Origin of the sequence: Haloterrigena salina JCM 13891 (assembly GCF_000337495.1) — an archaeon.
Lineage (GTDB): Archaea > Halobacteriota > Halobacteria > Halobacteriales > Natrialbaceae > Haloterrigena > Haloterrigena salina.
In genome coordinates this window covers 1-25,643 of sequence record NZ_AOIS01000013.1, presented here as the reverse complement: position 1 = coordinate 25,643, position 25,643 = coordinate 1, and the positions used below count along the sequence as shown (strand labels likewise).

Genomic DNA, 25,643 nt, shown 5'->3' with positions numbered 1-25,643 from the left:
TTCTGCTGTCAACTCGATCCTATGCCATCCGTCTCACTATTCTCGTAGGATGGTGAACATATTCGGCGCCCGGTGTTCCACCGAGTTCCGTTCAGGCCTCCTAACGTCGGATATCGGGAGCGTCAGCGCATCCGGCATATATTTTAGGTTGGCCTAAAAATCGGTGCACTTTTATCGGTTTAGGTTGGCCTAAAGGTCGTATGCCGGACCTGAAATATCAACCGGATCGTCTCGATGACCGATCGGCGACGCGAGGTGTGCAGCCGTGATCGGTGACGAGTCCGACGCGGACGACCTCCTCGCCCAACAGGCCAGCCGCGAGTCGAACGCGCGGACCTATCCGCGGTCGCTGCCGCTGGCCATCGACCGCGCCGAGGGCGCCGTCATCGAGGACGTCGACGGAAACGAGTACGTCGACTGCCTCGCGGGCGCCGGGACGCTCGCGCTCGGACACAACCACCCCGCGGTCGTCGATCGAATGGAGCGCCTGCTCGAGCGCGACCGGGCGGTCCACACGCTCGATCTGACGACGCCGGTGAAAGAGCGGTTCGTCGATCGACTGCTCGAGAGCCTCCCCGACGAGTTCGCCGCGAACGCGAAGGTCCAGTTCTGCAGCCCGGCCGGGACGGACGCCGTCGAGGCCGCGCTGAAACTCGCCAAGACGGCGACGGGGAACCGGTCGATGCTGGCCTTTCAGGGCGGCTACCACGGGATGACCAACGGCGCGCTCAGTCTGATGGGCGACACGGCGGCGAAGGAGCCGATTCCGGGGCTGATGCCTGACGTCCACCACCTGCCCTACCCCCACGCCTACCGCTGCCCGTTCGGGCTGGGCGGCGACGAGTGTTGGCGGACGAGCGCCGAGTACGTCGAACGGACGCTCTCGAACCCCGACAGCGGGATCGTCGATCCCGCGGGGATGATCGTCGAGCCGGTCCAGGGCGAGGGCGGCGCGGTGCCGGCGCCGGCGGAGTGGCTTCAGGAGATGCGTCGGATCACCCGCGAACGGGACATTCCGCTGATCGTCGACGAGATCCAGACCGGACTCGGACGCACGGGCGAGCTGTACGCGGTCGAGCACGCGGACGTCGTCCCCGACGTGATGACTCTCTCGAAGGCCGTCGGCGGCGGGCTCCCGCTCTCGGTCGTCGTCTACGACGAGTCGCTCGACGTCTGGGAGCCCGGCGCCCACGCGGGGACGTTCCGGGGCAACCAGCTCGGGATGGCTGCCGGCGTCGCCACCATCGAGCACGTCCTCGAGAACGACCTCGACGACCGCGCCGCCGAGATGGGCGATCGGCTGCGGGACCACCTCGAGGAGACGGCCGCGACCTTCGACGTCGTCGGCGACGTCCGCGGGCGCGGGCTCATGCTCGGGATGGAACTCGTCGACCCCGACGGGGAGCCCGACTCGCTCGGACACTACCCCGCCGACGGCGACCTCGCGTCGGCGGTCCAGTCGGAAGCGTTCGACCGCGGACTGATCGTCGAGACCGGCGGTCGCCACGGGAGCGTCGTCCGGTTCCTACCGCCGCTGACGATTTCGAAATCGGAGGTCGACGAGGTCGGCGAGATCGTCCGCGAGAGCGTTCGCGCGGTCGTCGCCGACGATCGGACGCCGACGGAGGTGCCGACGTGACGGGGCAGCGCAGTGCGGTCGACCGGGACCGATCTCTCGCCGACGGGGACGATCCGACGCCACCGCCGACGGCCGCGACCGCGTTCCTCGGCAGCCCGGACGGCAACGCCGCCTACGCGGACGCAATCGACCGGGCGCGAGACGTCCTCCTCGAGTCGTTCGCGACGGCCGAGGGCCCCTACGCGGGGACCGACCACGGGACGCTTCGCGACCGACTGGCCGACCTGCAGGTCGTCCCCGACGACGGGTCGTCGATCGAGGACGCCCTCGAGACGGTCGCCGATGACGTGCTCGCGGACTCCGTTCGCGTCCACGATCCCGGCTGCGTTGCCCACCTCCACTGCCCGCCGACAGTCCCGGCGCTGGCCGCGGAGCTGTTGCTGTCGGGAACCAACCAGTCGATGGACTCGTTCGACCAGGCGCCAGCAGCGTCCGTGCTGGAAGAACGGGTCGTCGACGCCTGCTGTGACCTGTTCGACTATCCGACCGGCGCGGACGGCGTCTTCACGGGCGGCGGCACGGAGTCGAACTTCCTCGGCCTCCTGCTCGCTCGCGACTGGTACTGCGAGCGGCGGTTCGACCGCGACGTCCAGACGGAGGGACTCGGACCCGAAGCGGCGTCCGACCTCCGCCTCCTCTGCTCGGACGCCGCCCACTTCACAGCCGAACAGGCCGCCCACCACCTCGGGCTCGGCGAGAACGCGGTCGTCGAGGTCCAGACCGACGGCGATCGACGGATCGACCTCGAGGCGCTGGATTCGACCCTCGAGCGCCTCGAGGCCGACGGTCGCCACCCGTTCGCGATCGTCGCCACGGCCGGGACGACCAACTTCGGCAGCATCGACCCGCTCGCGGCGCTGGCGGACCGAGCCGCCGACCGCGACCTGTGGCTCCACGTCGACGCCGCCTACGGCGGGGCGTGCGCCGTCAGCGATCGGCTCCGGCCGAAGCTCGAGGGGATCGACCGCGCCGACTCCATCGCCGTCGACTTCCACAAACTGTTCTACCAGCCGATCAGCTGCGGGGCCTTCCTGCTCCGCGACGGCGACCGCTATCGGCACCTCGAGCGCAACGCAGCCTACCTCAACCCCGAGCGCGACGACGCGGCCGGGGTGCCGAACCTCGTCTCGAAGTCGACCCGGACGACCCGCCGGTTCGACGCGCTGAAGCCGTTCGTGACGTTCAACGCCCTCGGCCGGACGGGCGTGGCCGACTGCGTCGAGTACGTCTGCGAGCTGGCCGACGCGGTCGCCGACGAGATCCGGGCCGACCCGGCGCTGGAACTGTGCTGCGACCCCGAACTGAGCGCGGTGGTCTTCCGCTACCGGCCGGGTGACGAATCCGGTCCCGGTTCTTCCACTACCGCCGCCGTCGACCGCGTGAACCGGGCTATTCGCGACGAGCTGTTGGCCGACGGCGAGGTCATCCTCGCTCGCACCGAGGTCGACGGCACCGCCGCGCTGAAGCTCACGCTCCTGAACCCGAAAACGACGCTCTCCGACCTTCGAGGCGTCCTCGAGGCGGTCGTCGACCGCGGCGAGGCGCTCGAAACCGACCGAGAGGTGATCGATTCCGCATGACCCCACGACAGACGACACCCGAGACCGACGAGCACGGCGTCGACGCGACGCGAGTCGCGCGCGAGGCCACGCTGCACAGCTTCCTGAACTGCTACCGCCACGAGACCGGCGTCGGCGAGTTCGTCCCGGCTTCGGACGCGCCGATCGACCGCGACCCGGACAGCGGGCAGGTGCTGCGGATCCCGCTGGCGAACCAGGGAATCGAGTGTTTCGTTCCCGTCGACTATCGGTCCCCGACGGGCCGCCACCTGTTCGATCTGCCCGCCGCCTACCGCGCCGGAACCGGCGGGAGTTCGGGCGACTCGACCGACCTCGAGGCCGGCGGCGATCCGATCGAACTGGACTATACCACGCTGGCGACGCTCGCGACGAAGGAGCTCGAGCTCGCGCGCGGTGCCGACCCGAACCGCGACGACCTCATCGAGCGGGTCGTCCGCTCCTGTCGGAACGTCGAGCGGTACGTCGACGCCCGCGCGGACAACGCGGAAACACTGTACGGAACGGACTTCACCTTCCGCGAGGCCGAGCAGTCGCTGGTCTTCGGGCACCTCCGTCACCCGACGCCGAAGAGCCGTCGGGGGATGGAGCGCGACGCCGAGCGCTACGCTCCCGAACTCGAGGGCTCGTTCCCGCTGCACTACGTTCGGGCCGATCCCTCGATCGTCGAGAGCGAGTCCGCCCGCGACGACTCCGCCGCGGTGTGGGTCCGCGAGACCCTGCGCGAGGACCCGAACGCCGACGAGGCGGTCCTCGAGCGCCTCGCGGACGACGACGTGCTCCTGCCGGTCCACCCGTGGCAGGCCGAGCGACTGTTCGAGCGCCCCGAGGTGCAGGAGCTGGTCTCCGCGGGCAAACTCGAGTCGCTGGGGGAACTGGGACGGGAGTTCTACCCGACGACCTCCGTGCGGACGCTGTACGCGCCCGACTCGCCGTTCATGGTCAAGGGCTCGCTCGCCGTCGAGATCACCAACTCGCTGCGGACGAACAAGCGGCCGGAACTCGAGCGCGGGGTCGCGATCTCGGACCTGCTGGCGACCGAACTCGGCGACGACCTGCGCGATCGGTTCCCCGGCTTCGACGTGATTCGGGACCCGGCGTACCTGACGATCGATCCCGACGCGCTGGACGTCGAGGGCGACGAATCCGGCTTCGAGGTCGTCCTCCGGGCGAACCCCTTCCGGGGCGAGGACGCCCGGCGGGCGACGCCCGTCGTCGCGCTCTGTCAGGACGGGATCGGGGACGAAACCTCCCGGCTCGGCCGTATCGTCGAATCGATCGCCGAGCGCGAGGGTCGCGACGCCGCCGCGGTCAGCGAGGAGTGGTTCCGTCGCTACCTCGAGATCTCGGTGCGACCGCTGCTGTGGCTCTACCTCGAGCGGGGGATCGGACTCGAGGCCCACCAGCAAAACAGCGTCCTCACGCTGGACGAGGCGGGCTACCCCGACGAGTTCCGCTACCGGGACAATCAGGGCTATTACTTCCCCGAGAACGCGTACGACCGGGTCGAGGCCGTCTGTCCCGGCGTCGGCGAGCGCGCCGGCACCGTCTGTCCCGACGCGGTCGCCGACGAGCGGATCCGCTACTACGTCGTGCTCAACAACGCCCTCGGCGTGGTCAACGCCTTCGGGACCGCTGGGCTGGTCGACGAGCGGCGGCTGCTCGCCGTCCTTCGCGAGGAACTCGAGTCGCTCCGTGAGTTCGACCGGCCCGGAACGTCGATCCTGGATCCGCTGCTCGAGTCCGACACGGTGCCGCGCAAGGCGAACCTGCTGACTCGCTTCCGCGGGTTGGACGAACTCGAGGCGTCCTCGCTCGACGAGCAGTCGGTCTACGCTGACGTGCAGAATCCGCTCGTCGACCTGCCGGGAGACGACTCCGCTGACGCGGCCGAGTCACCGGACGCGCCGGAACCGGAGGTGGGCCGATGACGGCGCGAGAGACCACTCGCGGCCCGCACGCGACGGTCGTCTCGGAGTACGAGTTCGAGTATTACGACGAGACGATCGACCGCCACATCGGCTTCCGACCGGTCGACCTCGAGCGCGACCTCGGCCGCCTGCACGCGTGGCTGGGTTCCGACCACGTCAAACCCTACTGGGACCTCGACGAGCCGCTGCCCGAGTTCCGCGAGACGCTCCGGGAGAAGCTCGCGGACGACCATCAGACGCTGTACGTCGGCTGTCTCGATCACGTCCCGATGAGCTACTGGGAGCGCTACTGGGCCGCCGAGGACGATCTGGCGGCGTACTACGACGCCGAGCCGGCCGATCAGGGGATGCACGTCCTGATCGGACCGCCGGAGTACCTCGGCGAGGGGTACGCGACGCCGCTGCTCCGGGCGATGATGGCCCTCGAGTTCAGCCACCCCGAGACCGATCGGATCGTCGCCGAACCCGACGCGCGCAACGACGCGGTACTGGCGGTCCTCGAACGGTGCGGCTGCGAGCTCCGGCGTCAGTTCGAGTTCCCGGAGGAGGAGAAGACGGCGACCCTCGTCGTCTGTACGCGCGAGCAGTTCGAACGCGAGATTTGGCCGCCGACCGCGACCGCGGACGGGGACGAAGCGGACGACGCAGACGACGCGGACGCACGACCGGCCGAGGTGAGCGACGATGACTGAGGAGGACCGCGCCATCACCGTCGTCGACGGTGACGACGCGATCGCCGACGACGACGCCTCCGAACCCGTCATCGACCGCGGTCACTACGACGTCCTGGGCGTCGGTCTCGGGCCGTTCAACCTCGGACTCGCGGCGCTGCTGGACGGCGCGGAGCCCGACCCCGACCTCGAGGCGGTCTTCCTCGAGCGCGAGCCCGGGTTCGCCTGGCACGAGGGGATGCTGATCGAGGGGGCCACGCTCGAGGTGCCGTTCCTCGCGGATCTGGTGACGATGGCCGATCCGACGAACCCGTACAGCTTCCTCAACTACGTCCGCGAGCGGGACCGAATCTACGAGTTCTACTTCTACGAGACGTTCCAGATCCCCCGTCGCGAGTACGACGACTACCTGCGATGGGTCGCCGAGACGGTGCCGACGACGCGGTTCGGCCGGGAGGTGACGAGCGTCGAGTACGAGGCTGCGGACGCGGGCGACGAGCGTGGCGGCGCCGACGGAACGGACGATGACGGAACGGCCGACGGCGGGACGTTCGTCGTCGAGGCCGTCGCCCCCGAGACGGGCCAACGCTACCGCTACCGGGCTGACGACCTCGTCATGGGCGTCGGCTCCCGGCCCGCGCTGCCGGAGTTCGCCCGCGACCACGCCGACGGGGACGCTCCCCTGTTCCACACCGCCGACTACCTCGAGCGTCGCGCGGACGTCCTCGAGGCCGACTCGATCACCGTCGTCGGATCGGGACAGAGCGCCGCCGAGGTCGTGCTGGACCTGCTCGAGCGACAGTCCGCCAACGGATTCCGACTCGACTGGCTCACCCGCTCGGACGGCTTCTTCCCGATGGAGTACTCGAAGCTCGGCCTCCAGCACTTCACGCCCGAGTACACGGAGTACTTCTACGACCTGCCCCAGTCGCGCAAGGACGAGTTGCTGCCCGACCAGGACCTGCTGTACAAGGGGATCGATCCCGAGACCAGCGAGCGGATCTACGACACACTCTACGAGCGCTCGATCGGCGACCGCGACCCCGACTTCGGCATGCTCGCGACGACCGCGGTCCGCGATATCGAGCGCCTCGAGGGCAGCTACTGGCTCGAGTGCGAACAGCACCAGCAGGGCCATCGGTTCGCCCTCGAGACCGACGCCGTGATCTTCGGGACGGGCTACCAGCGGCCGACGCCGACCTTCCTCGAGCCGATCGCCGACCGGATCGCGTTCGACGACCGGGGCCGGTTCCGCGTGAGCGAGGACTACCGCCTCGAGGGAGACCTCGGCGGGGCGGACGACGACGGCGGCCGCGTGTTCGTCCAGAACGCCGAGATGCACACCCACGGCGTCGGCACGCCGGACCTCGGGCTGGGCTGTTACCGGAACGCGGTCATCATCGAGCGACTCGCCGGCCGCGAGGTGTACCCGATCGATCGGGACACCGTCTTCCAGGACTTCGACGTCGACCAGTTCGCCGACCACGCGCCGGTTCGCACCGACGCGCCGCGATCGCTTGCACCCGATACGGAGTAATTCATGCAGAATCCACGACACGACACCGAGACGGAGTACGGACTCGACGGCATCGACACGCTAGACGACGTGCTGACCGAGGACCGCTGGGCCGACGTCGGGCAGGAGCTGCTCGCGAAGATCCTGCGGGAGTTCACCTACGAGGATATCATCGAGCCCGAACCGGTCGACGACGACCGAGCCGATGACGACTCGAATGGCGAGTGGGCCACTTACGAGATCGACCTCGAGGGGATCCGCTACCGCTTCGACGCCGTCGAGCGGTTCTGGGACACCCTCGGCGTTCGCGCCGATTCGATCGAGCGCGACGCCGGCGACGGGTTCGAACCCGCCGACGATCCCCTCAAGTTCGTCGTCGACATCGAGCCGACGATCGACATGGACTCGATCACGGCCAGCCACCTCGTCCGCGAGTACACGAACACGCTGCTCGCGGACGCCCACATCGACGCCGAGGACGGCGACGATACCGACGCCGAGAAATCGGTCCTCGACATGTCCTACGCCGAGATCGAGGGCGAGATGACCGGCCACCCGTGGCTCACGTTCAACAAGGGCCGTGTCGGCTGGGGGTACGACGACTACCGCGACTACGCGCCCGAGCGCGCCGAGTCGATTCGGCTCTCGTGGTGTGCCGTCTCGCGCGAGGCCGCCGAGTTCGTGAGCGTCGAGGAGCTCTCCCACGAGTCGCTGCTCGAGTCGGAGCTCGACGGCCACTACGGGCAGTTCCGCGCGGAACTCGAGGACCGCGGCCTCGATCCCGACGAGTACCTCTTCCTGCCGGTTCACGACTGGCAGTGGGAGAACACCGTCGTGCCGCTGTTCGGCAAACAGCTCGCGACGAACGAGATCGTGCCGCTGGGGCGGGGTCCCGACGAGTACCTGCCGATGCAGTCGATCCGGACGTTCGTCAATGCCGACGAGCCCGGCAAGCACAACGTCAAGCTCCCGATGCGGATCAGCAACACGTTAGTTTGGCGCGGGCTCCCCGGCGAGCGGACCGAAGCCGCGCCGCTGGTCACGGAGTACGTCAAGGACGTCCGGGACTCGGACCCGTTCCTGCGCGACGAGTGCGAGGTCGTCCTCCCCGGCGAGATCGCCGGCGTGAACTTCGATCACCCGACGTTCGACGCGCTCGAGGCCCCGGCCTACCAGTACAAGGAACTGCTTGGCACCGTCTGGCGCGAGAGCGTCACGGGCCTGATCGACGACGGCGAGCGGGCGATGACTCTCTCGTCGCTACTGCACGTCGAGGACGGCGAACCCGTGATCTCGAAGCTGGTCGACCGTTCTGACCTCGAGCTCGAGGCGTGGCTCGACGAGCTGTTCGCCACGATGCTCCCGCCGCTGCTGCACTACCTCTACCGGTACGGGACCGCCTTCTCGCCCCACGGGGAGAACACGATCCTCGTCCTCGAGGACGACCGCCCGTCGCGGCTCGCGGTCAAGGACTTCGTCGACGACGTCAACGTCGCCGAGGCGCCCCTCGAGGAACTGCAGGATCTGCCCGACGACCTCGAGGACGTTCTGCTGTCCGTGCCGCCGGAGGAACTGCGCCTGTTCGTCGTCTACGGGCTGTTCGTGGGCGTCTATCGATATCTCTCGGACCTGCTGGCCCGTCATCACGACTACCCGGAGGAACGGTTCTGGGGGCAGGTCCGGGCCGCGATCGAGGACTACCACGAGCGGTTCCCCGAGCTCGAGGTGCGGTTCGAGCTGTTCGACCTGCTCGAGCCGGCGCTCCCGAAATTGACGCTGAACCGCAACCGGATCGTCGATTTCGGCTACGGCGACCGCCCCGAGCGGCCCCACGCCATCGAGCACGGCACCGTGCCGAACCCGCTGTCCGAAGTCGACCCCGAGCGGTGACCTGAGCGGTCCGCGGCTCGGTGACGGATACGCCTCCCGTCGTTACGGACGCGACCGCAACGGCGGCGAAGCGAGCCGGAAGGTCGGCCGATCGCGGACGAAGTCCGTCAGGATCTCGCTTCGCGCCCGAATCTCCCGGGGCGCGTGGGCGTCCGAGCCCAGCACGAACGCGATATCTCGCTCGACGAACGGCTCGAGGGCGTCGGGATTCGGGTGGAGCCGTCCCAGTCCGCGCCGCGCGCGACCGGCGTTGAGTTCGGGGACGGTCGACGACGACGCGAGCGCGTCCGCGACGGCGCGGTAGTGCGCGTCGGTCGTGAGCCCGCGGAGCGGTTCGATGCGCTCGGGCAGATCGACGTGGCCGACGACGTCGAACAGCTCCGACTCGATCGATCGGACGAGCGCCTCGTAGTAGGCGTCGACGACGGCCCGACGCTCCGCGCGGGACCGATCCGCGACGGTGGCGGCGGCCGTCACGTCGCAGCCCTCGACGAGGTGGACGCTGCCGATCGCGTACTCGAAGTCGGCGTCCTCGAGGAACGCCTCGAGTCGCGCCTCGGTTCCGGGAACGTAGTTGCACTCGACGGCGTCGAAGACGTCGATCGGGTACCGCTCGCGAAGCTCGTCGATCCGATGGCGGCGCCGTTCGTACGTCTCGACCAGATCGAACCGATCGCGGCGGCCGTGGTCGTCGTCGACGAGGATGCAGTGGTCCGTGAGGCCGACCCCGTCGTAGCCGGCCGCGACGGCGGCCTCGATCATCGACGCCATCTCGGAGCCGTCCGAAAACCGCGTGTGCGTGTGGAGGTCGTACCGCGGGGCTGGGTTGTCGCCGCGCTCGCGGTCCGACCCGCCGGCGCCGTCAGGCCGACGGCGCATTCCGCCCCTCCCCGTCGCCGGCCACGTCGACGAGGCGCTGTCCTTCCAGCTTCGGCACCGCGGTGTGGACGTCGATCCGATTGCTGTACTCGAGCAGGTCGCGAACGCGGATGTCGGCCTTATCGACGCACTTCGCCAGCTTGCCGGCCTCGATGATCTCCTGGTAGGCGGCGAGCTCCGCCTCGCTCGGCGGGTTCCCGTCGAGATAGCGCCGGACGAGCACGGCCCCGACGGTGTCCTCCGGCGACGGCTTCAGCTCCGACCCCGCGGCGACCGGGATGGTCGGTTTGTCGTCGCCGCGCAGGTGGTCGGCGACGGCGGCCGCGTTCGCCGTCGCGCCGACGTAGATATCGATGTCGTCACCGCCGCGCTTGCGCAGGTCGGTGACCGCGGCGCCGCCGTTCGTCGACGTGATCGCGGTCGGTCGACCCTCGACGTCGACCTCGTGGACGTAGCTGGGCGAGTTGAAGAAGTCGTACCCCTCCGTCGGCGTGTAGTCGTCGCTGCTGCTGCCACCGATCTTCGCGTCCGGATGGTCCTTCAGGAACGCGAACTCGTCGCCGCGTTCCTCGGGCACGTGAACGTACTCGGCGCCGGCGGCGAACAGTTCCAGCACGGTCGTCGAGTAGTGGGTCACGTCGATGACGACGTAGTTGGCCGGTTCGGGCTCCTGCGGGAGCTGTCCTCGAGACGGAATCAGCCCGTCGGCGTACTGTGCGTCGATCTCGAGCGGTGGCTGCGAGGCCATACTCCGTCATTCCACGACCCGACCGTGAACTCGTATATGTGGCGTACGGACCGAACTCCGTGCTAAACAGTGACGTATGTTTGACGGTAGATCATCCCGATTAGCCGCCCAGGGCGGCGATCGAGACGACGACGACGGCCAGCAATCCGACGAGGAACACGACGTCGAACGGACGCTTGGAATCGAGTACGGACGTCGGAATTGACCGCGAACGAAAAAGGGGCGTCGGGACCGTCGAGTTTCGAGGCCTCGGCTCCGCCGATCGGCCAGTCGGTGCGCGTCGGTGACGCCGCCGAAAGCCGCTCAGTCCTCGGTCGTCGTCTTCTCGACGTCGAGTTCGCCCTGGTAGATCTCCGCGCCGTCCTGGGCGACCTTCTCCGCCAGAACAGCACATTTGACCCGCATCGGCGAGATGTCGACACCGAGCATGTCGATGACGTCGTCGCGGTTCATCTCCTGGAGCTCCTCGAGGGTCTTCCCGCGGAGCTCCTTCGAGAGCATGCTCGCGGAGGCCTGGCTGATGGCACAGCCGTCGCCCTTGAACGCGACGTGCTCGATCGTCTCCTCGTCGTCGCCGAGCTTGACGTCCATGCGAATCTCGTCGCCACACATCGGGTTCTCGCCGATATGGGTGAACGTCGGATCCTCGAGCTCCCCGTAGTTACGGGGGTTCTTGTAGTGGTCGAGGATCTGCTGTCGGTACATATCCGAGCCCAGTCCCATTGGTAGTCCCGAATAGACGCGAGAGTTGTAAAAGGGTTCCGGGGCCGACGCTGCTCCGGTATCGCGAGCGGTCCGACTGCGGTCACAAACGGGCGCTACTCGGCGGACGCGTCGCTGGCGTCGGTACAGTTCTCCCTCGACGCGGTCCATCGACCGCGGGAAACGGTTGGCGGTCGATACCGCTACGGCGATCCCTGGTCGACGGGGGGATTGAGGTAGCAGGCATCGACGACCACGAGCGCGCCGATAGTCGCCGCGCCGAACATCGCGTGCACTACCGGCAGGCGCAGAACGTGTGCCGCGACCAGCGCAACCGTAAACGCGACCGGGACGACCCCCAAGAGGAGGTCGTACCGGCTGGCCTCGGCGAGAACATCGACCAGGGTCTCGAAGGGATCTCGTCGGGGACGGCCGATCGTCCTCTCTTGCATCGTTCTCACCTCGGCACCGCCTAGTACCGTGGCGATTCCCAAAAACCCTACGCGAGTTTGTTGTTGTTCCCGAACTGATGGCTCGAGGACCGATCGGACCGCGACGCCAACGCTCGAGGCGCCCGGATCAGCGCTCGCCGGTCAGTTCGGCGTCGAACTGCGCGACGTACTCGCGGACGAACGCCGCGCGTCGCTCGGCGAGTTCCCGGCCGACGTCGGTGTACATGCGCTCGGGGAGGCCGAGGATCTTCTCGTGGAGGTGGTTGTACTGTGTAGCCCCGGCGGCCGTCTCGTCGTCGGCGACCGGCACTGCGGGATCGTAAATCGGCTCGCCCAGCGCGCCGCCGTGGGCGAAGGTGCGCGCGATCCCGACCGCGCCGAGCGCGTCGAGGTTGTCCGCGTCGCTGACGATCTCGGCCTCGAGGCGCTCGGGTTCGACGGCGTTCGAATAGCGGTGGGCGCGTACGCAGTGGGCGACGGCGTCGATCGTCGCCGGATCGGCGCCGACGTCCTCGAGGATGCGACGCGATTCGCGGGCGCCCCACGCCGCGTGATCGTCGATCTCGCCGGCGTCTTCCTTCCCGCGGCCGATGTCGTGCAGGAGGACGGCGAGGCGGACGATCCGGTCGTCGATTTCATCGCTTGGATGGCGGTCGATCAGCGTCTCCGCGAGCGTCTCGACGCGTTGGACGTGGTGCCAGTCGTGGGCCGGCGGTGCCGCCTCGAAATAGCTGCGCGCGCGGGTTCGGACTGCCTCGAGCATAGCCGTCGATTTTTCCGAGGGGAAATAAACGCGCCGTCCTCGAGCAGGCGAGGTCGCCACTCCGCGGTCGAGTTCGCGGCGCCGACCGAGGCGGCCGACGTCGCGTCGCACCCGTGTCCGGTCACGCCCCCTCGAGCACGGACTTCCGCAGACACGCGGCCGACGCGGGACAGAGTTCGTCGAACTCGGTCGTCTCCCGAATCGCGGACGGCGCGTCGGTCCGTTCGACGTACTCGTAACCTCGCTCTGCGAAGAACTCGGCCGCGGTCGTCGTCAGCAGGTACAGCGTCTCGACGCCGTCGGCTCGCGCCCGCCGCTCCAGCGCCGCACAGAGGGCCGTGCCGTACCCGTCGGCTCGCGCCGATCGCTCCACGACGACAGATCGGAGCAGCCCGTCAGTGCCGTAACGCTCGAGGCCGCCGACGCCGATTCGCTCGTCCCCGTCATAGCCGACGTAGAACCGCGCGGGCGACGACCGGACGTCCGCCGACGGCAACCCCTCGTCCGACAGCAGTCGCTCGACATATGGAAGGTCGCTCTCGTCGGCCCGCCGAAGCACGACCGTCACGCTGCTCACGCTCGTGGCACCCACGCGAGTCGACTAATACTTTCGCCGGAGCGCGGTCCGGCCCGGTCAAACCGACGGGGTGCACCCGGACACGTCGTATCGGAGTTCGACGAGTCCGCTCTCGAACGACGTACACTCGAGCGTCTCGAGAGCGCGTTCCGCACCGTCGTCGGCGAAGAGACGGATGCCCCCGCCGAGCAACACCGGAACGACCGTCAGACGGATCTCGTCGACGAGTCCCGCCCGAAGAAACGACTGCGCGAGCGCCGCGCCGCCGACGAGCCAGATGCGGTCGTACCGCTCCTCGAGCCCGTCGCCCAACTCGCGGAGATCGCCGGCGACCAGTTCGACGCGGTCGGTCGCGAGCGGGAGGTCTCGGCCCGTGACGACGACCGTCGGTTTCTCCCCGTAGGGCCACTCGTCGAACGACAGGATCTGTTCGTACGTCCGCGAGCCCATGACGAGGCAGTCGATTCCGGTAAAGAACGCCTCGAAACTCCTGTCGTCTTCGCTCTCGTCGTCGCTCGCGTACGCCTCGAGCCACTCGACGCCGCCGTCTGCGGTCGCGATGAACCCGTCCAGACTGGCGGCGATGTACAGCGTGACGGTCCCTCGAGTCATCGCCGCGTCTAGGTCGCCGACGGCGATAGCTCGCGCGGTCGATCGAGGGCCACGGCTCCTCGAGTGGGTGGAAGACGCGAAATCGAGATCGTGGACGATAGTGTGAGGACTGAGAACCGATTACGCGAACAGCTGTCGCGCGTCGTCCAGCGCCGCGACCAGCTTGTCGACTTCCTCTCGCGTGTTGTAGACGTAGAACGACGCTCGAGTCGAGGCCGGTACGCCGAGCTTGTCGTGAAGCGGCTGGGTACAGTGGTCGCCGGCCCGAACCGCGATCGTGTGGTCGTTCATGATCGAGGCCAGGTCGTGGGCGTGGACGCCCTCGACGTTGAAGCTGACGAGGCCGCCGCGGTCTGGACCCGGCTCGGGGCCGTAGATCTCGACGTCCTCCTCGCTCTCGAGTTGCTCGTAGGCGTAGCGGGCGATCTCCTCCTCGTGGGCCTGGATCCGTTCCATGCCGATGTCCTCGAGCCAGTCGATGGCAGCCTCGAGGCCGACGGCTTCGGCGATCTGGGGCGTTCCGGGTTCGAACTTCCAGGGCAGGTCGCCCCACGTGGACTCCTCGTAGGTGACCTTTCGAATCATGCCGCCGCCGTAGAGGTACGGCTCCATCTCCTCGAGGAGGTGCTGCTTGCCGTAGAGGACGCCGATGCCGGTGGGACCGGCCATCTTGTGTCCGGAGAAGGCGTAGAAGTCGGCGTCGATGGCCTCGACGTCGACGGGGCGGTTGGGGACCGCCTGCGCGCCGTCGATAAAGGAGAGCGCCCCGTGTTCGTGGGCGAGATCAGTGAGTTCGGAGACGGGATTGACCGTTCCCAGCGTGTTCGAGACGTGGACCGCCGAGAGGATGGCGGTGTCGTCGTCGATGAGTTCGCGGGCGTGGTCCATGTCCAGACGGCCGTCATCGTCGATGCGGATGTACTCGACGTCGGCGCCGGTCTTCTCGCCGATCTGCTGCCACGTGACCAGCGAGGCGTGGTGTTCCATCTCCGTGAGGACGACCCGATCGCCGGGCCCGAGTTCGTTCAGGCCCCACGCATAGGCGACGAGGTTCTCGCTCTCGGTCGTGTTCTTGGTGAAGATGACCTCCTCGCGGCCGTCGGCGTTGATGAACTCGGCGACGCGGTCGTGGGCCTCCTCGTAGAGAATCGAAGCCTCCTGACTGAGGTGGTGGATCCCCCGGTGGATGTTCGCGTTGGACTCGCGATAGTAGTCGCTCATTGCGTCGACGACCGGGTCGGGGGTCTGGGTCGTCGCCGCGTTGTCGAGGTAGACGACCTGCTGGCCGTCGAACTCGCGCTCGAGGATGGGGAACTCGTCGCGAATCGCTCCGACGTCGAGCGACTCGAGGTTCTGTTGACTCATTGTCTAACCGGAGGAACCCCAGACAAAACACTCCTTCGGTCGAGGCACTCGAAGCCGTCGTCTGCGACGGACGATACGCGAAAAACGGGATGCGGGAAGCGGTGGATAGTGGACGGAGTGGTGGGAGTGGTGGGGAGTGGTTTGGGAATGGTGGGTCGGTGGGTGGGTGCCTCGGCAGGGATGTTGTCGAATCGTCCAGTATCCCGCCCTGCCATCTTCGTGTTCTCTTTCGATCGACATATCGATGTTCCCAAACTATGTTGGGTGTCTGTTGGTACGCCGACTCGAGTCCCCGATTGCGGGCGTAGTCGGTCTCGGACGGCCGTTCTGCGGAGAGCGTTCCGCGGAGGGCGTTCGATTCCGTCGGAGTTTCCGATCGTGAAGCCGCGATCCAGCGATTATGTGAACCGTGTGTCTCGAATGCGATGTATGACCGCGATAGAGACGTCCGGCCTGACGAAAACGTACGGCGACCTCGTCGCCGTCGACGACCTCAACCTCTCGGTCGAGAAAGGAGAGGTGTTCGGCTTTCTGGGGCCCAACGGCGCCGGGAAGTCGACGACGATCAACATGCTGCTCGATTTAACCCGCCCGTCCGCGGGCTCGGCGACGGTGCTCGGCTACGACGCACAGACCGAAGCCGACGCGATCAGTCCCCGAGTCGGTGTCCTCCCCGAGGGGTTCGACATCTACCCGCGCCTCTCGGGGCGCCGGCACGTCGAGTTCGCGATCGAGACCAAGGACGCCGACAACGATCCCGACGCGATCATCGAGCGCGTGGGCCTCTCCGCCGATGACGCCGATCGGCCCGCGGGCGACTACTCTAAGGGGATGTGCCAACGCCTCGCGACCGGAATGGCCCTCGTCGGCGACCCCGACCTGCTGATCATGGACGAGCCCTCGAGCGGCCTCGACCCCCACGGCATCCGGGAGATGCAGGACCTGGTTCGCGCCGAGGCCGAGCGCGGAACGACCGTCTTCTTCTCGAGTCACATCCTCCAGCACGTCGAGGCGGTCTGTGACCGCGTGGGCGTGTTGAACGACGGCGAACTCGTCGCCGTCGACACCATCGAGGGGCTCCGCGAGGACATCGGCGGCGGCGCGACGATGGAACTGACCCTCGTCGAGGCGGCCGCAGGCCTGCGCGAGACCGCCGCGTCGATCGCCGGCATCACCGACGTCGTCGCGTCCGACCACGCCCTCGAGTGTACGGTCACCGATCCGGCCGCGAAAGCGGACCTCGTGATCGCGCTCGACGACGCGGGGGCGACGATCGAGGACGTGCGGATCGATGACGTCTCGCTCGAGACGCTGTTCACGGCGCTGACGAACGGCGACGAGAGCGAGGCGGCGACCGAGACGGAGACTGCTTCCGCGACCGCGTCGGAGTCGGGGGTGGCTCGATGAGCGGACACATCGGCACCGTCGCCCGCAAGGAGTTCGAGGACGCCGGGCGCTCGAAATTGCTGTGGTCGCTGATCGGACTGCTCGTCGGACTGGTCACCGTCGGCTACGTCGCGATCTGGTACACGGCCGACGACGTCACCGCGGCGGAGGTGCTCAGCTTCGTCGGCACGCCCCTGCAGGTAATTCTCCCCATCGCGGCGCTGATCGCCGGTTACATGGCCGTCGTCGGGGAGCGACGCTCGGGGAGCATCAAGCTCCTCTTGGGCCTGCCGCCGAACCGGACCGACGTCGTCTTCGGGAAGCTACTTGGCCGGACGGCCGTCGTCACCGCCGCCGTCGCGCTCGCCTGCCTCGTCTCGCTGGTCCTCAGCGCGGTCCTGTTCGGCTCGGTTCCGTTCGTCGACTGGCTCGGCTTCGCCGCCGTCTCCGCGCTGTTCGGGGCGGCCTTCGCCGGACTGGCCGTCGGCACCTCCGCCGCCGTCTCCACCCGGGGGAAGTCGATGGCGATCGTCGTCGGGATCTACATGATTCTCATCGCGCTGTGGGAGCTCATCACGGCGGGTCCCTACCACCTCATCTACGGTGAGGGACCGCCGGTCGAGGCCGAAACCTGGTACCTCCTCCTCGAGCAGTTCAATCCGATCTTCGCCTACACTAACCTGATCAGCCAGATCGTCGAGGGATCGGTGTTCCCGTTCCAGTTCCAGTACGGGCTCCAGTCGGCCGGGGCCTACGGGATGACGCCCGCCGAACGCTATCCCGGCGACGCGCCGTTCTACCTCCAAGACGAGTTCGGCGTCGTCGTCCTGCTGTGCTGGCTGGTCGTCCCCGTCGCGATCGGCTACTATCGGTTCAATCGGACGGATCTTTGAACGACTCGAACTGATTTCCCCGTTCGGTCCGACCGACTCGCGCGGTGGCGCACTGTCGACGGACTCGAGCGCGGCGAGGGGCCGTCGATGACATCGTGCGAGATCGCTACCTTCGTATTCCCAACCGAGATCCGTATCAGCGTTTCCAAACCGTTTCGATATCAGCGGCCGCGATCGAAGCGGGCGGCCGAGCGCTCGTCGCTCGGCGGTTCACATCTTTAGTGTGTAGAGCGCACCCAGAGACGGTCGGACACTTCCTCAAGAAGCGAACGGGAAGACCTCGCAAATTCCCGCTGCAGAAAACCCGACAGTTGCGTTCGCTTAGACCGTTCGAATGATTTCTGCGAATGTTTCTCAGCAACCCACACAAAATATATGCGTGTACTCGGAGTATATACCACTATGAGTTCCCAGTCCGACACTGATGAAGGTACTGACGACGAGGAGAACCAAAAGAACGAACTGCTCGATCGTCTGCTGAGTTTCTTCGCGACGTTCCTCCCGTAAGTCGCCGAAAGCTCGGTCCGTGAGATTTCCTTCACAACAGTGGCTGTCGGCCCGAGTTCGCCGTACTGGAACGCAGTGATCCTTGGCCAGACTGGCCGAAGACAGATCCACTGTGTCGCTCCGAACCTCGAATCCCAAAGCGCGAGTTCACCAGTACAGAGCGGGCGGAAGCAGAGATACCCCATCGCACTCTCCGTCCAGAGGGCTACGTTGCGAACCGACCGCTTCAAGAGAGGTTTCCAATGGCATCTGACGTCAATCGCTTGCACCCGTTCAGTGCGTTGCGAATCGCGTTCCGGAGAGGGTTCCTCGGGTTCTCGGCACCGATCTTCTTCGGTATGATCGCAGCTAGCATCTTCCCGATTGATCTGATCTGGGCACTGCGTCTCAGTCCCATTGGATTCATCGTTGGCGTCTGCTACGGTCTCACGTATTACTACCAATTTACCTACGAGATCACGTCGGACACGTTCGACATCACCTCTGGTGTCTTCGCTCGTCGCTCCCGTGAGATCCCGTATCGACGGATTCAGAACGTCGATGTGTCGCAACGGATGACTCAGCGACTGCTCGGATTGGCCGTCGTCTCGATCGAAACGGCCGGTGACAGCGACGCCGAAGCGATGCTGGATCTCGTCGACGAGGACGAAGCCGATCGGATTCGGACGGAGATACGTCGTCAGACAGCCGCCGCTGGTACTACGGACGACGCCGACGGGGCAGCCACGACGGAGCCGAGCAGCGGCGCGGATTCCGACGACACCGGCCGCGAGGAAACCGCTCGACCGGACCGCGAACCGACGCTGTTGTTCGAACTGAAACTCCGCGAACTACTGCTGTACGCCGTCTCCTCGTTCCGATGGGACACCATGCTCTTTCCGCTTTTGCTGTTTCTCTGGATAACTGACGGGGATCTTCGATCCGCGTTGTTGCCGCAGTTCATGTTCGAGATCGCCCGTCCCTTCGGCGGGCCTGCATCGCTCGATGGCGCTGCGGGCAGTGCCCTCGTCGTGCTGCTCGTGATCGCCTTGATCCAGTGGGCGCTCCTCACGTATCTCGCCAGTATCCTCTACAAGATCGGTAACTACTACGGGCTCCGCCTCGGTCGACAGGGATCCGATCTCGTCTACGAACGCGGTCTGGGCCGACGGTACAGCGGATCGATTCCGTTCGATAAAGTCCAGTCCGTAACGGTCACCGATAATCCCGTTCAACGGTTGATGGGCTACGCCGGACTGTGGGTCGAAACCGCTGGATACGGACCCAGAAGCGGCGGCAGTAATCAATCGGTCGTTCCCCTCGCAGACGCGTCTCGCGTCTCCCGCTTCGGAGAGTTGCTGACCGGTATCGACCGACCTGAGTTTCGGCGTCCACCGACGACCGCTCGACGCCGCTATTTCGCCCGCTATTCGCTCGTGGCCACCGGTGTGGTCGCCGGCGCTTTCGCGATCGCCCAGTTGACTACCGTCGAGCGGTGGCGGTTCTCCGTCCTCGCCTTTGCGGCCGTTCCGCTCGCTGCCCACCTGAAATACGCCCATTTGGGGTACGTCGTCGGCGACGAGCACCTCGTTATCCGGCGCGGATTCTGGCGACGCCGAACGACCATCGTCCCCTACTATCGGATTCAGACCGTCTCGACGCGCCGATCGATCTTCCAGCGTCGACTCGGACTCGCCTCTCTCGTCGTAGACACGGCCAGTTCACGGACGTTTACCTGGAGAACACCAGTAATCTACGATATCGAACTCGAGAGGACTCGTGATATCCACTGTGCCAGTCGAGAGCACCTACAACGGTCGCTCCGGGAGCACGCGCACAGAGTTACACGGATGACGTGAGTTCACGGACCGTTCGTCGAATTCGAAATAAGTTCCGAATCGGGCAGTGCGGTCCAGTCAAGTGGACCGCTGTGCAGACGATCGTGCTCGCGTCTCCTTCAGAAGTACGGAATATCGACGTCGATAATATCACCGTCCGCGCCTGGTCCGCAAACGCCGAGTCCGGACGATTTGCAGATGGTCGCTGCGAGGTCGTCACCGCAACCGCTCGCTTTCTCAGCGACCCAACATACACCATTCACGAACGCGAGACAGCCCACCGGTCCGACGACCGTGATGCCGAGCAGTCCACAGAGGAATCCGCCGAACGCTCCGCACACGTTCCGACAGATCAGTTTCGAAGCGTAGTAACAGCCGCTACATGAATTGATGTTCAGTGAGTCGGGGAGATCCGGCAGCGCCGGGGTGACGGTTCCGCTTCGTTGTAGGTCGTTCGTGAACTGACGGAGCGACGCCTCGTCGGGCCGGATCTCTCGCTTTTCGATCGTCGACTCCGTACCCGCTGCAGGACTGAGGTTCGTCCCCGACGGATACTCGTCGCTCACGGACAGTTCGTATCGATCTACCTTTTCGAGAAGACCATCGTCGTAATAGTTCTCGACGTCGAGCTGCGCGAACTCGATCTCATGCGTATCCAGATCACGGCCGATGATGATCCCGGCACGAGCGTCCGACTCGACACCGCTGAGTTCGTACGCGACGACCTCGCGGCGTAGCGCATCGGCCTCTGCCCGACCCGCATCGATAGCGTTGAGGTCGAACTCGAACTCGTATCCCAACTCAGTTGCTGTCTCGAGCAGGTCGTCAAACGCTTCGGTTTCTTTGATCTCTTCGGCGAGTGCGAGCTTTTCCGATCCTTCCAGGATCGTAATCGGATCCGACGCCGCCCCATCTCCCGACGTGCCATCGGCCGCTGCGACAGTAATCGACATGGTGGCTGCAATTCCGGTCATTCAGGCACTACTGAGTCCTTTTAACACGTCACGCCTATCGATATTGTTGTCCTTATCGGACATACAATTTATACTAAATGGTTGGGTAATAATAATTTTTCTATTGATAAGATACATATTTTAGAGAATATAATAATCAGAAATGTATGTTGTATTCAACTATTGAAGGTTCAGATATTGGTGGAAATCGAGTGTCTATGTGGGCGTGAGTGCTACAATGGACCAGTGTGAGAATCTACGACGGAAATCATAGATCGAAATGAAAAAGCGGTAGTGGGCCGCATCAATATGTCGAATTGACAGTAGTAACACGGAGTCCACGAGCTGAGTCGGAGCCGTTCCGAACCGGTTCCCGATACCGAGGCTGAACTTCTCCTTGTGAGAGTGCCCGGCACAGACGGACAGACGGCTCACGGATTTTCGTCGTCATCCGTTCTGTCTCCGTGATCACGCTGTCAGAGGGATCTATCCATCGATCTCCGTTTCCGGGGCGTGAACGGCCAGAACCCTCCTCGAGAACTCGCTTCGTCCCTCGGAACACGACCGATGACCTTCGAGTTGTCTCCGGGCTCAAACCGATAAATCTCCGTCGAATCGAATCGTCTCCGCCGCCTTCGAACGCCGCCCGCCTGCGCTACATCCACAGCAACTGCGCGTGCAGCGTCGAGCCGACCTCGAGCACGTTCGCCTCGTCGACAAAGCCCTCTTCGATGGCGAGTTCGACGGCGCGCGTGCCGACGAGGTTCGCGACGGCCGCCCGCGAGAGGCTGTCGACGACGGCGCTCTCGTCGGCGCTCTCGCCACCGTAGAACTCCTCGGTGACGGTCAGCGAGATGTCGTCGCTCTCGAAGGTTTCGCCGAGGACGTCCTCGTCGCAGACCGCCACGAGCAGTCCCTCCTGGGTCTGCCGTTCGTTGACGAGCATTCGTTACTCGAGCCGCCAGTCTTCCTCGTCGCGGTCGGACGCCCGGCCGGGATCGGAGATATCGAACCCGCCCTGTGGGTCCTGTCCGCGCTGAGGCTGGGACTGGGACTGCGGACCGCCGAGGGAGCCGCCCTGGCCTCGTCCCTGGGACTGGCCGTCCGTGCGTTCCTCCATGACGCGCTGTTCGGCGCGCTCGCGCATCTCGTTTGCCTCCTCGGCGATCTCTTCGGCCTCGTCGTACTCGCCGAGCTCCTCCAGAATCTCGGCCTTCTCCTCGAGGACCTTGGTATTGCGAAGCCCCAGCCGAATGGCGTTGTCGATGCAGTGTAAGGCCTCCTCGGCCAGTCCGCGCTCCGAGAGGAAGAAGGCGCGGTTGAACCAGCCCTCGGCGAACCGCTCGTCGATCTCGATGGCGCGCTCGGCGTGGTCTAAGGCCTGGGAGGTCTCGCCGAACTCCCAGAGCGCGTACGCGAGGTTCGTCTCGGCGGTCGCCGCGTGCTCGCTCGAGTCGTCGATATTGATGGCCTCGCGGTGGGCGCCGATCGCCGCGTCGTACTCCTCGAGTTCGGCGTGGGCGACGCCCTTGTTCACCCACGCCTCCTGCTCTAGGCGCTCGTCCTCGGCGAACTGGGCGGTCCGCTCGAAGGCGTCGGTGGCCTGCTCGTAGCGGTTGATCTGCATGTAGTTCAGGCCGACGTCGAGCAGTTCCGCGGCGTCGACGTCGTCCGTGGCGATGTTCTGATCGTCGAGCGTGTCGGTGACGACTCGCGAATCGATGGGGTCGACTTTCCCCGGGTCGACGGCCAGTTCCGGCGGGTCCAGATCGAACTCCTCGTAGGCGTTGTCGAGTCCCTCGCCGTCGGAGAATCGGTGATCGCCCTCGCGATCGCCTTCTCGGTCAGTCATTGTCGGAAACTAGCGGTGACGACTGTTAAGGGCTGCGACCTCGGGAGTGGGCGACTTACCGCCGCCGGACGTGTCGAGTGAAAAGAACTATAAAACAATTATTCTTCTAACAATACATGGCTGCAATAACGGTCGAGAACGTCTCGAAGCGGTACGGGACCGTGACGGCGCTCGATCGCGTCGATCTGACGGTCGACGAGGGCGAGGTCTTCGGCTTCCTCGGACCGAACGGCGCGGGCAAGTCGACGCTGATCAACGTGTTCCTCGACTTCGTCCAGCCGGACGACGGGCGGGCGGCGATCTTCGGCCACGACTGTCAGTCGGAGTCCGTCGAGGCCAAGTCCCGCATGGGCGTCCTCCCGGACGGCTACACCGTCTACGACCGACTGACCGGGCGCCAGCACGTCGAGTACGCGATCGAGGCCAAGGAGGCCGACGTCGAACCGATGGCCGTCCTCGATCGCGTCGGGATCCGCGACGCGGCCGATCAGCGGGCCGGTGGCTACTCGAAGGGGATGGCCCAGCGGCTCGTTCTCGGCATGGCGTTGGTCGGCGAGCCCGACCTGCTCGTCCTCGACGAGCCCACCAGCGGGCTCGACCCTCACGGGATCAAGCAGATCCGAACGGTCATCCGCGAGGAACGCGAGCGCGGCGCGACCGTCTTCTTCTCGAGTCACATCCTAGAGCAGGTCGAGGCGGTCTGTGACCGCGTCGGCATCCTCTACGACGGCGAACTCGTCGCGACGGATACGATCGAGGGACTGCGCCAGTCGGTCGGCGGCACGACGAAGCTGTTGATCACGGTCGACCGCGCCGAAGCGGGCGTCCTCGAGCGGGTCGAATCGCTCGCGGGCGTCGAGCGCGCCTGGCCGAATCCCGAGGCCAATCGGGTCGAGGTGACCTGCTCGAACGACGCCAAGATGGACGTGCTGATCACGCTCAACGAGGCCGGCGTCGACATCGAGAACTTCCGGACGGAGGAGGCGTCGCTCGAGGAGATGTTCGTCGAGTACACGAGCGGAGCGAGCTGATGTCGTGGACGACGATCGCGCGCCGGGAGTACGCGACGACCGGCGACTCCCGAGCGATTCGATGGTTGCTGGCGCTGCTCGCCGGCGCCTGCGTCCTGAGCGGGTATCTGTATCCGGTTCTCGGCAGCGAGCCCTACACCACGAAAGCGTTNGTTCGTCGGGTTCGGCTTCCTGACCGGGTGCATCGATTACCTCCTGCCGCTGATCGGCGTCTTCCTCGGCTACGGTGCGATCGTCACCGAGCGGACGTCCGGTCAGTTGACGCTGCTGCTGTCGCTGCCGTACAGCCGCCGCGATCTCGTCGTCGGCAAACTCGTCGGCCGCTCGCTCGCGTTCGCGACGACGCTCGTCGCCGCGCTGGCCGTCGCCGGCGCGCTCGTGGTCTACCCCTTCGGCTCGCTCTCGCCGGGTTGGTATCTGGCCTTCGTGGCGCTGACCGTCCTCTACGGCGTGATCTTCACCGGGATCGCGATCGCGGTCTCGATGCTCACGCGGTCGAAACACCTCGCGACCGCCGGCGCGTTCGGCGCGTACGGCCTGTTCGTCCTCATCTGGGGGACCGCCCGCGCGGCCCTGGCGTTCGGCCTCGAGACGGTCGGACTGATCGACGGCGCGTTGCCCGACCCCGCGTTGTTCCTGTTCGGACTGAACCCGGTAACGCTGTACGATCGGCTGGTGACCGGGTTCTTCGTCGACGGCGGCGCCGGCCCCTATGCGGAATCGAGCGCTTGGTACCTCAGCGAGTGGCTCGCGCTCCCGCTGTTTCTCGCCTGGGCCGTCGTCCCCGTCGCGTTCGGCTACCTGCGATTTCGCAACACAGACCTATGATCGATCGCACACCCTCCGACGGTACGGTTCTCCGAACGCCCTTCGACGGCGGTGATCGCGGATGAACTGGCGGCCGACCGCACGAAAGGATTTCCGGGATTCGATCCGCTCGCGGACGATCTGGCTCCTGCTCGTGGTGCTCGTCGGCCTGTTCGTCCTCGGGAGCGCGGTCTTCGGTCCGGACTCCGGAGCGTTCCCGGCGTTCGTCGAGACGGCGTTCGGGAACGTCTACGGGCTAGTACCCCTGATCGGCATCGCGTTGGGCTACAAGGCCGTCCTCTACGAGCGCGAATCGGGGAGTCTCGTCCTCGCGTTGTCGCTGCCCCAGTCGCGTCGTGATTTCGTCGCCGGCAAACTCGTCGGGCGCTCGCTCGTGCTCGGGGTCCCGCTGGTCGCCGGACTGGCCGTCGCCGGCGCGGTCGCGGCCGCCCAGTACGACTCCGCGGCGCCGCTGTCGTACCTGGCCTTCGTCGGCGCGACCGTGCTGTACGGCGTCGCGTTCGTTTCGATCGCGATCGCCTGCTCGATGAGTTTCGAGACCGATCGCCAGGTTCTCGTCAGGGCGATCGGCCTCTACGTCGCGCTCGATCGGGCCTGGATCTGGCTGGTGGACACGATTGTCTCGGTTCTGTTCCGTTTCAACGCCCCGTCGCCGATCCCCGACTGGGCGGTGGTCCTCCAGTTGGCGTCGCCGAGCGAGGCGTACCGCCACCTCGTCGCCGTCCGGTTCGGGTTCGATTCCACGCAGGCCCACCTCGCCGCGGCGGCGCCGTCGGTCGTCAACTCCTGGACCGCGCTGGTCGTTCTAGCGGGCTGGATCCTCGGTCCCGTTGCGATCGGTTACCTCCGCTTCATGGACGCCGACCTCTGACCGCCGGACGATTCGGGGGTCGCCTGCTGCGACTTCGATTTCTCCCGTAAGATGTCAACACAAAAATTTTTGAGGGGTGGCTGATTAGTATCAGGTGGCATGTCCCCGCCAAACCGACCCCGATCGACAGCGACGCCCTCCGCGTCGACGGACCGCTCCCGAACCTGTCTCTTATACACATCT

At 66.1% G+C, this 25,643-nt stretch carries 24 protein-coding genes; 13 read left to right on the top strand and 11 right to left on the bottom strand.

The features are described from left to right. Nucleotides 1–265 precede the first annotated feature (265 nt). The 6 genes from C477_RS03305 to C477_RS03280 are packed head-to-tail and all read left to right on the top strand — an operon-like array spanning nt 266 to nt 9,224. Nucleotides 266–1,639, top strand: a complete 1,374-nt coding sequence (locus C477_RS03305) for a diaminobutyrate--2-oxoglutarate transaminase (RefSeq protein WP_008893011.1) — start codon at nt 266–268, stop codon at nt 1,637–1,639. Beyond that, nucleotides 1,636–3,219 (top strand): pyridoxal phosphate-dependent decarboxylase family protein, encoded by a 1,584-nt coding sequence (locus C477_RS03300; RefSeq protein ID WP_008893010.1) that lies wholly within the window; start codon nt 1,636–1,638, stop codon nt 3,217–3,219. Before C477_RS03305 ends, C477_RS03300 begins: the two co-directional genes overlap by 4 nt. Then, nucleotides 3,216–5,147 (top strand): IucA/IucC family protein, encoded by a 1,932-nt coding sequence (locus tag C477_RS03295; RefSeq protein ID WP_008893009.1) that lies wholly within the window; start codon nt 3,216–3,218, stop codon nt 5,145–5,147. Before C477_RS03300 ends, C477_RS03295 begins: the two co-directional genes overlap by 4 nt. Then, complete coding sequence (locus C477_RS03290; RefSeq protein WP_008893008.1) at nt 5,144–5,839, top strand: GNAT family N-acetyltransferase; 696 nt, start codon at nt 5,144–5,146, stop codon at nt 5,837–5,839. The genes C477_RS03295 and C477_RS03290 overlap by 4 nt, the downstream gene beginning before the upstream one ends. Then, the gene (locus C477_RS03285; RefSeq protein WP_008893007.1) at nt 5,832–7,355 is read left to right on the top strand and encodes a lysine N(6)-hydroxylase/L-ornithine N(5)-oxygenase family protein; all 1,524 of its coding nucleotides are present in this window, start codon (nt 5,832–5,834) and stop codon (nt 7,353–7,355) included. The genes C477_RS03290 and C477_RS03285 overlap by 8 nt, the downstream gene beginning before the upstream one ends. 3 nt (nt 7,356–7,358) lie before the next feature. Beyond that, nucleotides 7,359–9,224: an IucA/IucC family protein gene (locus C477_RS03280; protein ID WP_008893006.1), complete on the top strand. Its 1,866-nt coding sequence runs from the start codon at nt 7,359–7,361 to the stop codon at nt 9,222–9,224. A gap of 42 nt (nt 9,225–9,266) precedes the next feature. Here the strand turns inward: C477_RS03280 and C477_RS03275 are convergent, their stop codons facing one another. Both C477_RS03275 and C477_RS03270 read right to left on the bottom strand, forming a co-directional pair. Continuing rightward, a complete protein-coding gene (locus C477_RS03275) occupies nt 9,267–10,103 on the bottom strand; it encodes a PHP domain-containing protein (protein ID WP_008893005.1) in 837 nt (278 codons plus the stop codon). Beyond that, nucleotides 10,087–10,851 (bottom strand): 2-phosphosulfolactate phosphatase, encoded by a 765-nt coding sequence (locus C477_RS03270; protein WP_008893004.1) that lies wholly within the window; start codon nt 10,849–10,851, stop codon nt 10,087–10,089. Before C477_RS03270 ends, C477_RS03275 begins: the two co-directional genes overlap by 17 nt. A gap of 76 nt (nt 10,852–10,927) precedes the next feature. On the opposite strand from C477_RS03270, the gene C477_RS24690 reads away from it, so the two are divergent. Further along, complete coding sequence (locus C477_RS24690) at nt 10,928–11,056, top strand: hypothetical protein (protein ID WP_275040454.1); 129 nt, start codon at nt 10,928–10,930, stop codon at nt 11,054–11,056. A gap of 98 nt (nt 11,057–11,154) precedes the next feature. On the opposite strand, the gene sufU is transcribed toward C477_RS24690, so the two are convergent. From sufU to C477_RS03240, 6 genes are all read right to left on the bottom strand, one after another. After that, complete coding sequence (gene sufU / locus C477_RS03265; protein ID WP_008893003.1) at nt 11,155–11,574, bottom strand: Fe-S cluster assembly sulfur transfer protein SufU; 420 nt, start codon at nt 11,572–11,574, stop codon at nt 11,155–11,157. 182 nt (nt 11,575–11,756) lie between these two features. Then, complete coding sequence (locus tag C477_RS03260; RefSeq protein ID WP_008893002.1) at nt 11,757–12,005, bottom strand: hypothetical protein; 249 nt, start codon at nt 12,003–12,005, stop codon at nt 11,757–11,759. A gap of 127 nt (nt 12,006–12,132) precedes the next feature. After that, nucleotides 12,133–12,768: an HD domain-containing protein gene (locus tag C477_RS03255; protein ID WP_008893001.1), complete on the bottom strand. Its 636-nt coding sequence runs from the start codon at nt 12,766–12,768 to the stop codon at nt 12,133–12,135. 121 nt (nt 12,769–12,889) lie between these two features. After that, the gene (gene arsN2, locus C477_RS03250) at nt 12,890–13,345 is read right to left on the bottom strand and encodes an arsenic resistance N-acetyltransferase ArsN2 (RefSeq protein WP_008893000.1); all 456 of its coding nucleotides are present in this window, start codon (nt 13,343–13,345) and stop codon (nt 12,890–12,892) included. A gap of 57 nt (nt 13,346–13,402) precedes the next feature. Continuing rightward, on the bottom strand, nt 13,403–13,957 hold the full coding sequence (locus C477_RS03245; RefSeq protein WP_008892999.1) for a dihydrofolate reductase family protein: 555 nt from the start codon (nt 13,955–13,957) through the stop codon (nt 13,403–13,405). 120 nt (nt 13,958–14,077) lie between these two features. Beyond that, nucleotides 14,078–15,322: an aminotransferase class V-fold PLP-dependent enzyme gene (locus C477_RS03240; RefSeq protein ID WP_008892998.1), complete on the bottom strand. Its 1,245-nt coding sequence runs from the start codon at nt 15,320–15,322 to the stop codon at nt 14,078–14,080. A 429-nt stretch (nt 15,323–15,751) separates the two neighbouring features. On the opposite strand from C477_RS03240, the gene C477_RS03235 reads away from it, so the two are divergent. From C477_RS03235 to C477_RS03225, 3 genes are all read left to right on the top strand, one after another. Then, nucleotides 15,752–16,729 (top strand): ABC transporter ATP-binding protein, encoded by a 978-nt coding sequence (locus C477_RS03235; protein ID WP_008892997.1) that lies wholly within the window; start codon nt 15,752–15,754, stop codon nt 16,727–16,729. Further along, nucleotides 16,726–17,601 (top strand): ABC transporter permease, encoded by an 876-nt coding sequence (locus C477_RS03230; RefSeq protein ID WP_008892996.1) that lies wholly within the window; start codon nt 16,726–16,728, stop codon nt 17,599–17,601. The genes C477_RS03235 and C477_RS03230 overlap by 4 nt, the downstream gene beginning before the upstream one ends. A 749-nt stretch (nt 17,602–18,350) precedes the next feature. Continuing rightward, on the top strand, nt 18,351–19,946 hold the full coding sequence (locus C477_RS03225; RefSeq protein ID WP_008892995.1) for a PH domain-containing protein: 1,596 nt from the start codon (nt 18,351–18,353) through the stop codon (nt 19,944–19,946). 98 nt (nt 19,947–20,044) lie between these two features. Here C477_RS03225 and C477_RS03220 read toward each other — a convergent pair whose 3' ends face one another. From C477_RS03220 to C477_RS03210, 3 genes are all read right to left on the bottom strand, one after another. Next, nucleotides 20,045–20,878: a halocin C8-like domain-containing protein gene (locus tag C477_RS03220; protein WP_008892994.1), complete on the bottom strand. Its 834-nt coding sequence runs from the start codon at nt 20,876–20,878 to the stop codon at nt 20,045–20,047. A gap of 655 nt (nt 20,879–21,533) precedes the next feature. Continuing rightward, a complete protein-coding gene (locus tag C477_RS03215) occupies nt 21,534–21,824 on the bottom strand; it encodes a DUF424 domain-containing protein (RefSeq protein WP_008892993.1) in 291 nt (96 codons plus the stop codon). Nucleotides 21,825–21,827: 3 nt separating this feature from the next. After that, nucleotides 21,828–22,730, bottom strand: coding sequence for a tetratricopeptide repeat protein (locus C477_RS03210; RefSeq protein ID WP_008892992.1), 903 nt, complete (start codon nt 22,728–22,730; stop codon nt 21,828–21,830). 116 nt (nt 22,731–22,846) lie between these two features. Here C477_RS03210 and C477_RS03205 point away from each other — a divergent pair, with 116 nt between their 5' ends. The 3 genes from C477_RS03205 to C477_RS03195 all read left to right on the top strand — a co-directional run bounded on the left by C477_RS03205 (nt 22,847) and on the right by C477_RS03195 (nt 25,460). Beyond that, nucleotides 22,847–23,761 carry an ABC transporter ATP-binding protein gene (locus C477_RS03205; RefSeq protein ID WP_008892991.1) on the top strand — a complete coding sequence of 305 codons (915 nt, stop codon included), beginning with the start codon at nt 22,847–22,849 and terminating at the stop codon, nt 23,759–23,761. Between the two features lie 105 nt (nt 23,762–23,866). After that, the gene (locus C477_RS03200) at nt 23,867–24,589 is read left to right on the top strand and encodes an ABC transporter permease subunit (RefSeq protein WP_083870234.1); all 723 of its coding nucleotides are present in this window, start codon (nt 23,867–23,869) and stop codon (nt 24,587–24,589) included. Between the two features lie 61 nt (nt 24,590–24,650). Further along, nucleotides 24,651–25,460, top strand: a complete 810-nt coding sequence (locus C477_RS03195) for an ABC transporter permease subunit (RefSeq protein WP_008892989.1) — start codon at nt 24,651–24,653, stop codon at nt 25,458–25,460. The last annotated feature ends 183 nt before the right edge of the window (nt 25,461–25,643 follow it).

What these genes read in the sequence shown, in the direction of transcription:
- C477_RS03220 (WP_008892994.1), bottom strand. Translation starts at nt 20,878, where the DNA reads ATGTCGATTACTGTCGCAGCGGCCGATGGCACGTCGGGAGATGGGGCG.
- C477_RS24690 (WP_275040454.1), top strand. Translation starts at nt 10,928, where the DNA reads ATGTTTGACGGTAGATCATCCCGATTAGCCGCCCAGGGCGGCGATCGA.
- C477_RS03215 (WP_008892993.1), bottom strand. Translation starts at nt 21,824, where the DNA reads ATGCTCGTCAACGAACGGCAGACCCAGGAGGGACTGCTCGTGGCGGTC.
- C477_RS03295 (WP_008893009.1), top strand. Translation starts at nt 3,216, where the DNA reads ATGACCCCACGACAGACGACACCCGAGACCGACGAGCACGGCGTCGAC.
- C477_RS03260 (WP_008893002.1), bottom strand. Translation starts at nt 12,005, where the DNA reads ATGCAAGAGAGGACGATCGGCCGTCCCCGACGAGATCCCTTCGAGACC.
- C477_RS03245 (WP_008892999.1), bottom strand. Translation starts at nt 13,957, where the DNA reads ATGACTCGAGGGACCGTCACGCTGTACATCGCCGCCAGTCTGGACGGG.
- C477_RS03225 (WP_008892995.1), top strand. Translation starts at nt 18,351, where the DNA reads ATGGCATCTGACGTCAATCGCTTGCACCCGTTCAGTGCGTTGCGAATC.
- C477_RS03235 (WP_008892997.1), top strand. Translation starts at nt 15,752, where the DNA reads ATGACCGCGATAGAGACGTCCGGCCTGACGAAAACGTACGGCGACCTC.
- C477_RS03195 (WP_008892989.1), top strand. Translation starts at nt 24,651, where the DNA reads ATGAACTGGCGGCCGACCGCACGAAAGGATTTCCGGGATTCGATCCGC.
- C477_RS03285 (WP_008893007.1), top strand. Translation starts at nt 5,832, where the DNA reads ATGACTGAGGAGGACCGCGCCATCACCGTCGTCGACGGTGACGACGCG.
- C477_RS03210 (WP_008892992.1), bottom strand. Translation starts at nt 22,730, where the DNA reads ATGACTGACCGAGAAGGCGATCGCGAGGGCGATCACCGATTCTCCGAC.
- C477_RS03205 (WP_008892991.1), top strand. Translation starts at nt 22,847, where the DNA reads ATGGCTGCAATAACGGTCGAGAACGTCTCGAAGCGGTACGGGACCGTG.
- C477_RS03255 (WP_008893001.1), bottom strand. Translation starts at nt 12,768, where the DNA reads ATGCTCGAGGCAGTCCGAACCCGCGCGCGCAGCTATTTCGAGGCGGCA.
- C477_RS03280 (WP_008893006.1), top strand. Translation starts at nt 7,359, where the DNA reads ATGCAGAATCCACGACACGACACCGAGACGGAGTACGGACTCGACGGC.
- C477_RS03230 (WP_008892996.1), top strand. Translation starts at nt 16,726, where the DNA reads ATGAGCGGACACATCGGCACCGTCGCCCGCAAGGAGTTCGAGGACGCC.
- C477_RS03270 (WP_008893004.1), bottom strand. Translation starts at nt 10,851, where the DNA reads ATGGCCTCGCAGCCACCGCTCGAGATCGACGCACAGTACGCCGACGGG.
- C477_RS03275 (WP_008893005.1), bottom strand. Translation starts at nt 10,103, where the DNA reads ATGCGCCGTCGGCCTGACGGCGCCGGCGGGTCGGACCGCGAGCGCGGC.
- C477_RS03290 (WP_008893008.1), top strand. Translation starts at nt 5,144, where the DNA reads ATGACGGCGCGAGAGACCACTCGCGGCCCGCACGCGACGGTCGTCTCG.
- sufU (WP_008893003.1), bottom strand. Translation starts at nt 11,574, where the DNA reads ATGGGACTGGGCTCGGATATGTACCGACAGCAGATCCTCGACCACTAC.
- C477_RS03240 (WP_008892998.1), bottom strand. Translation starts at nt 15,322, where the DNA reads ATGAGTCAACAGAACCTCGAGTCGCTCGACGTCGGAGCGATTCGCGAC.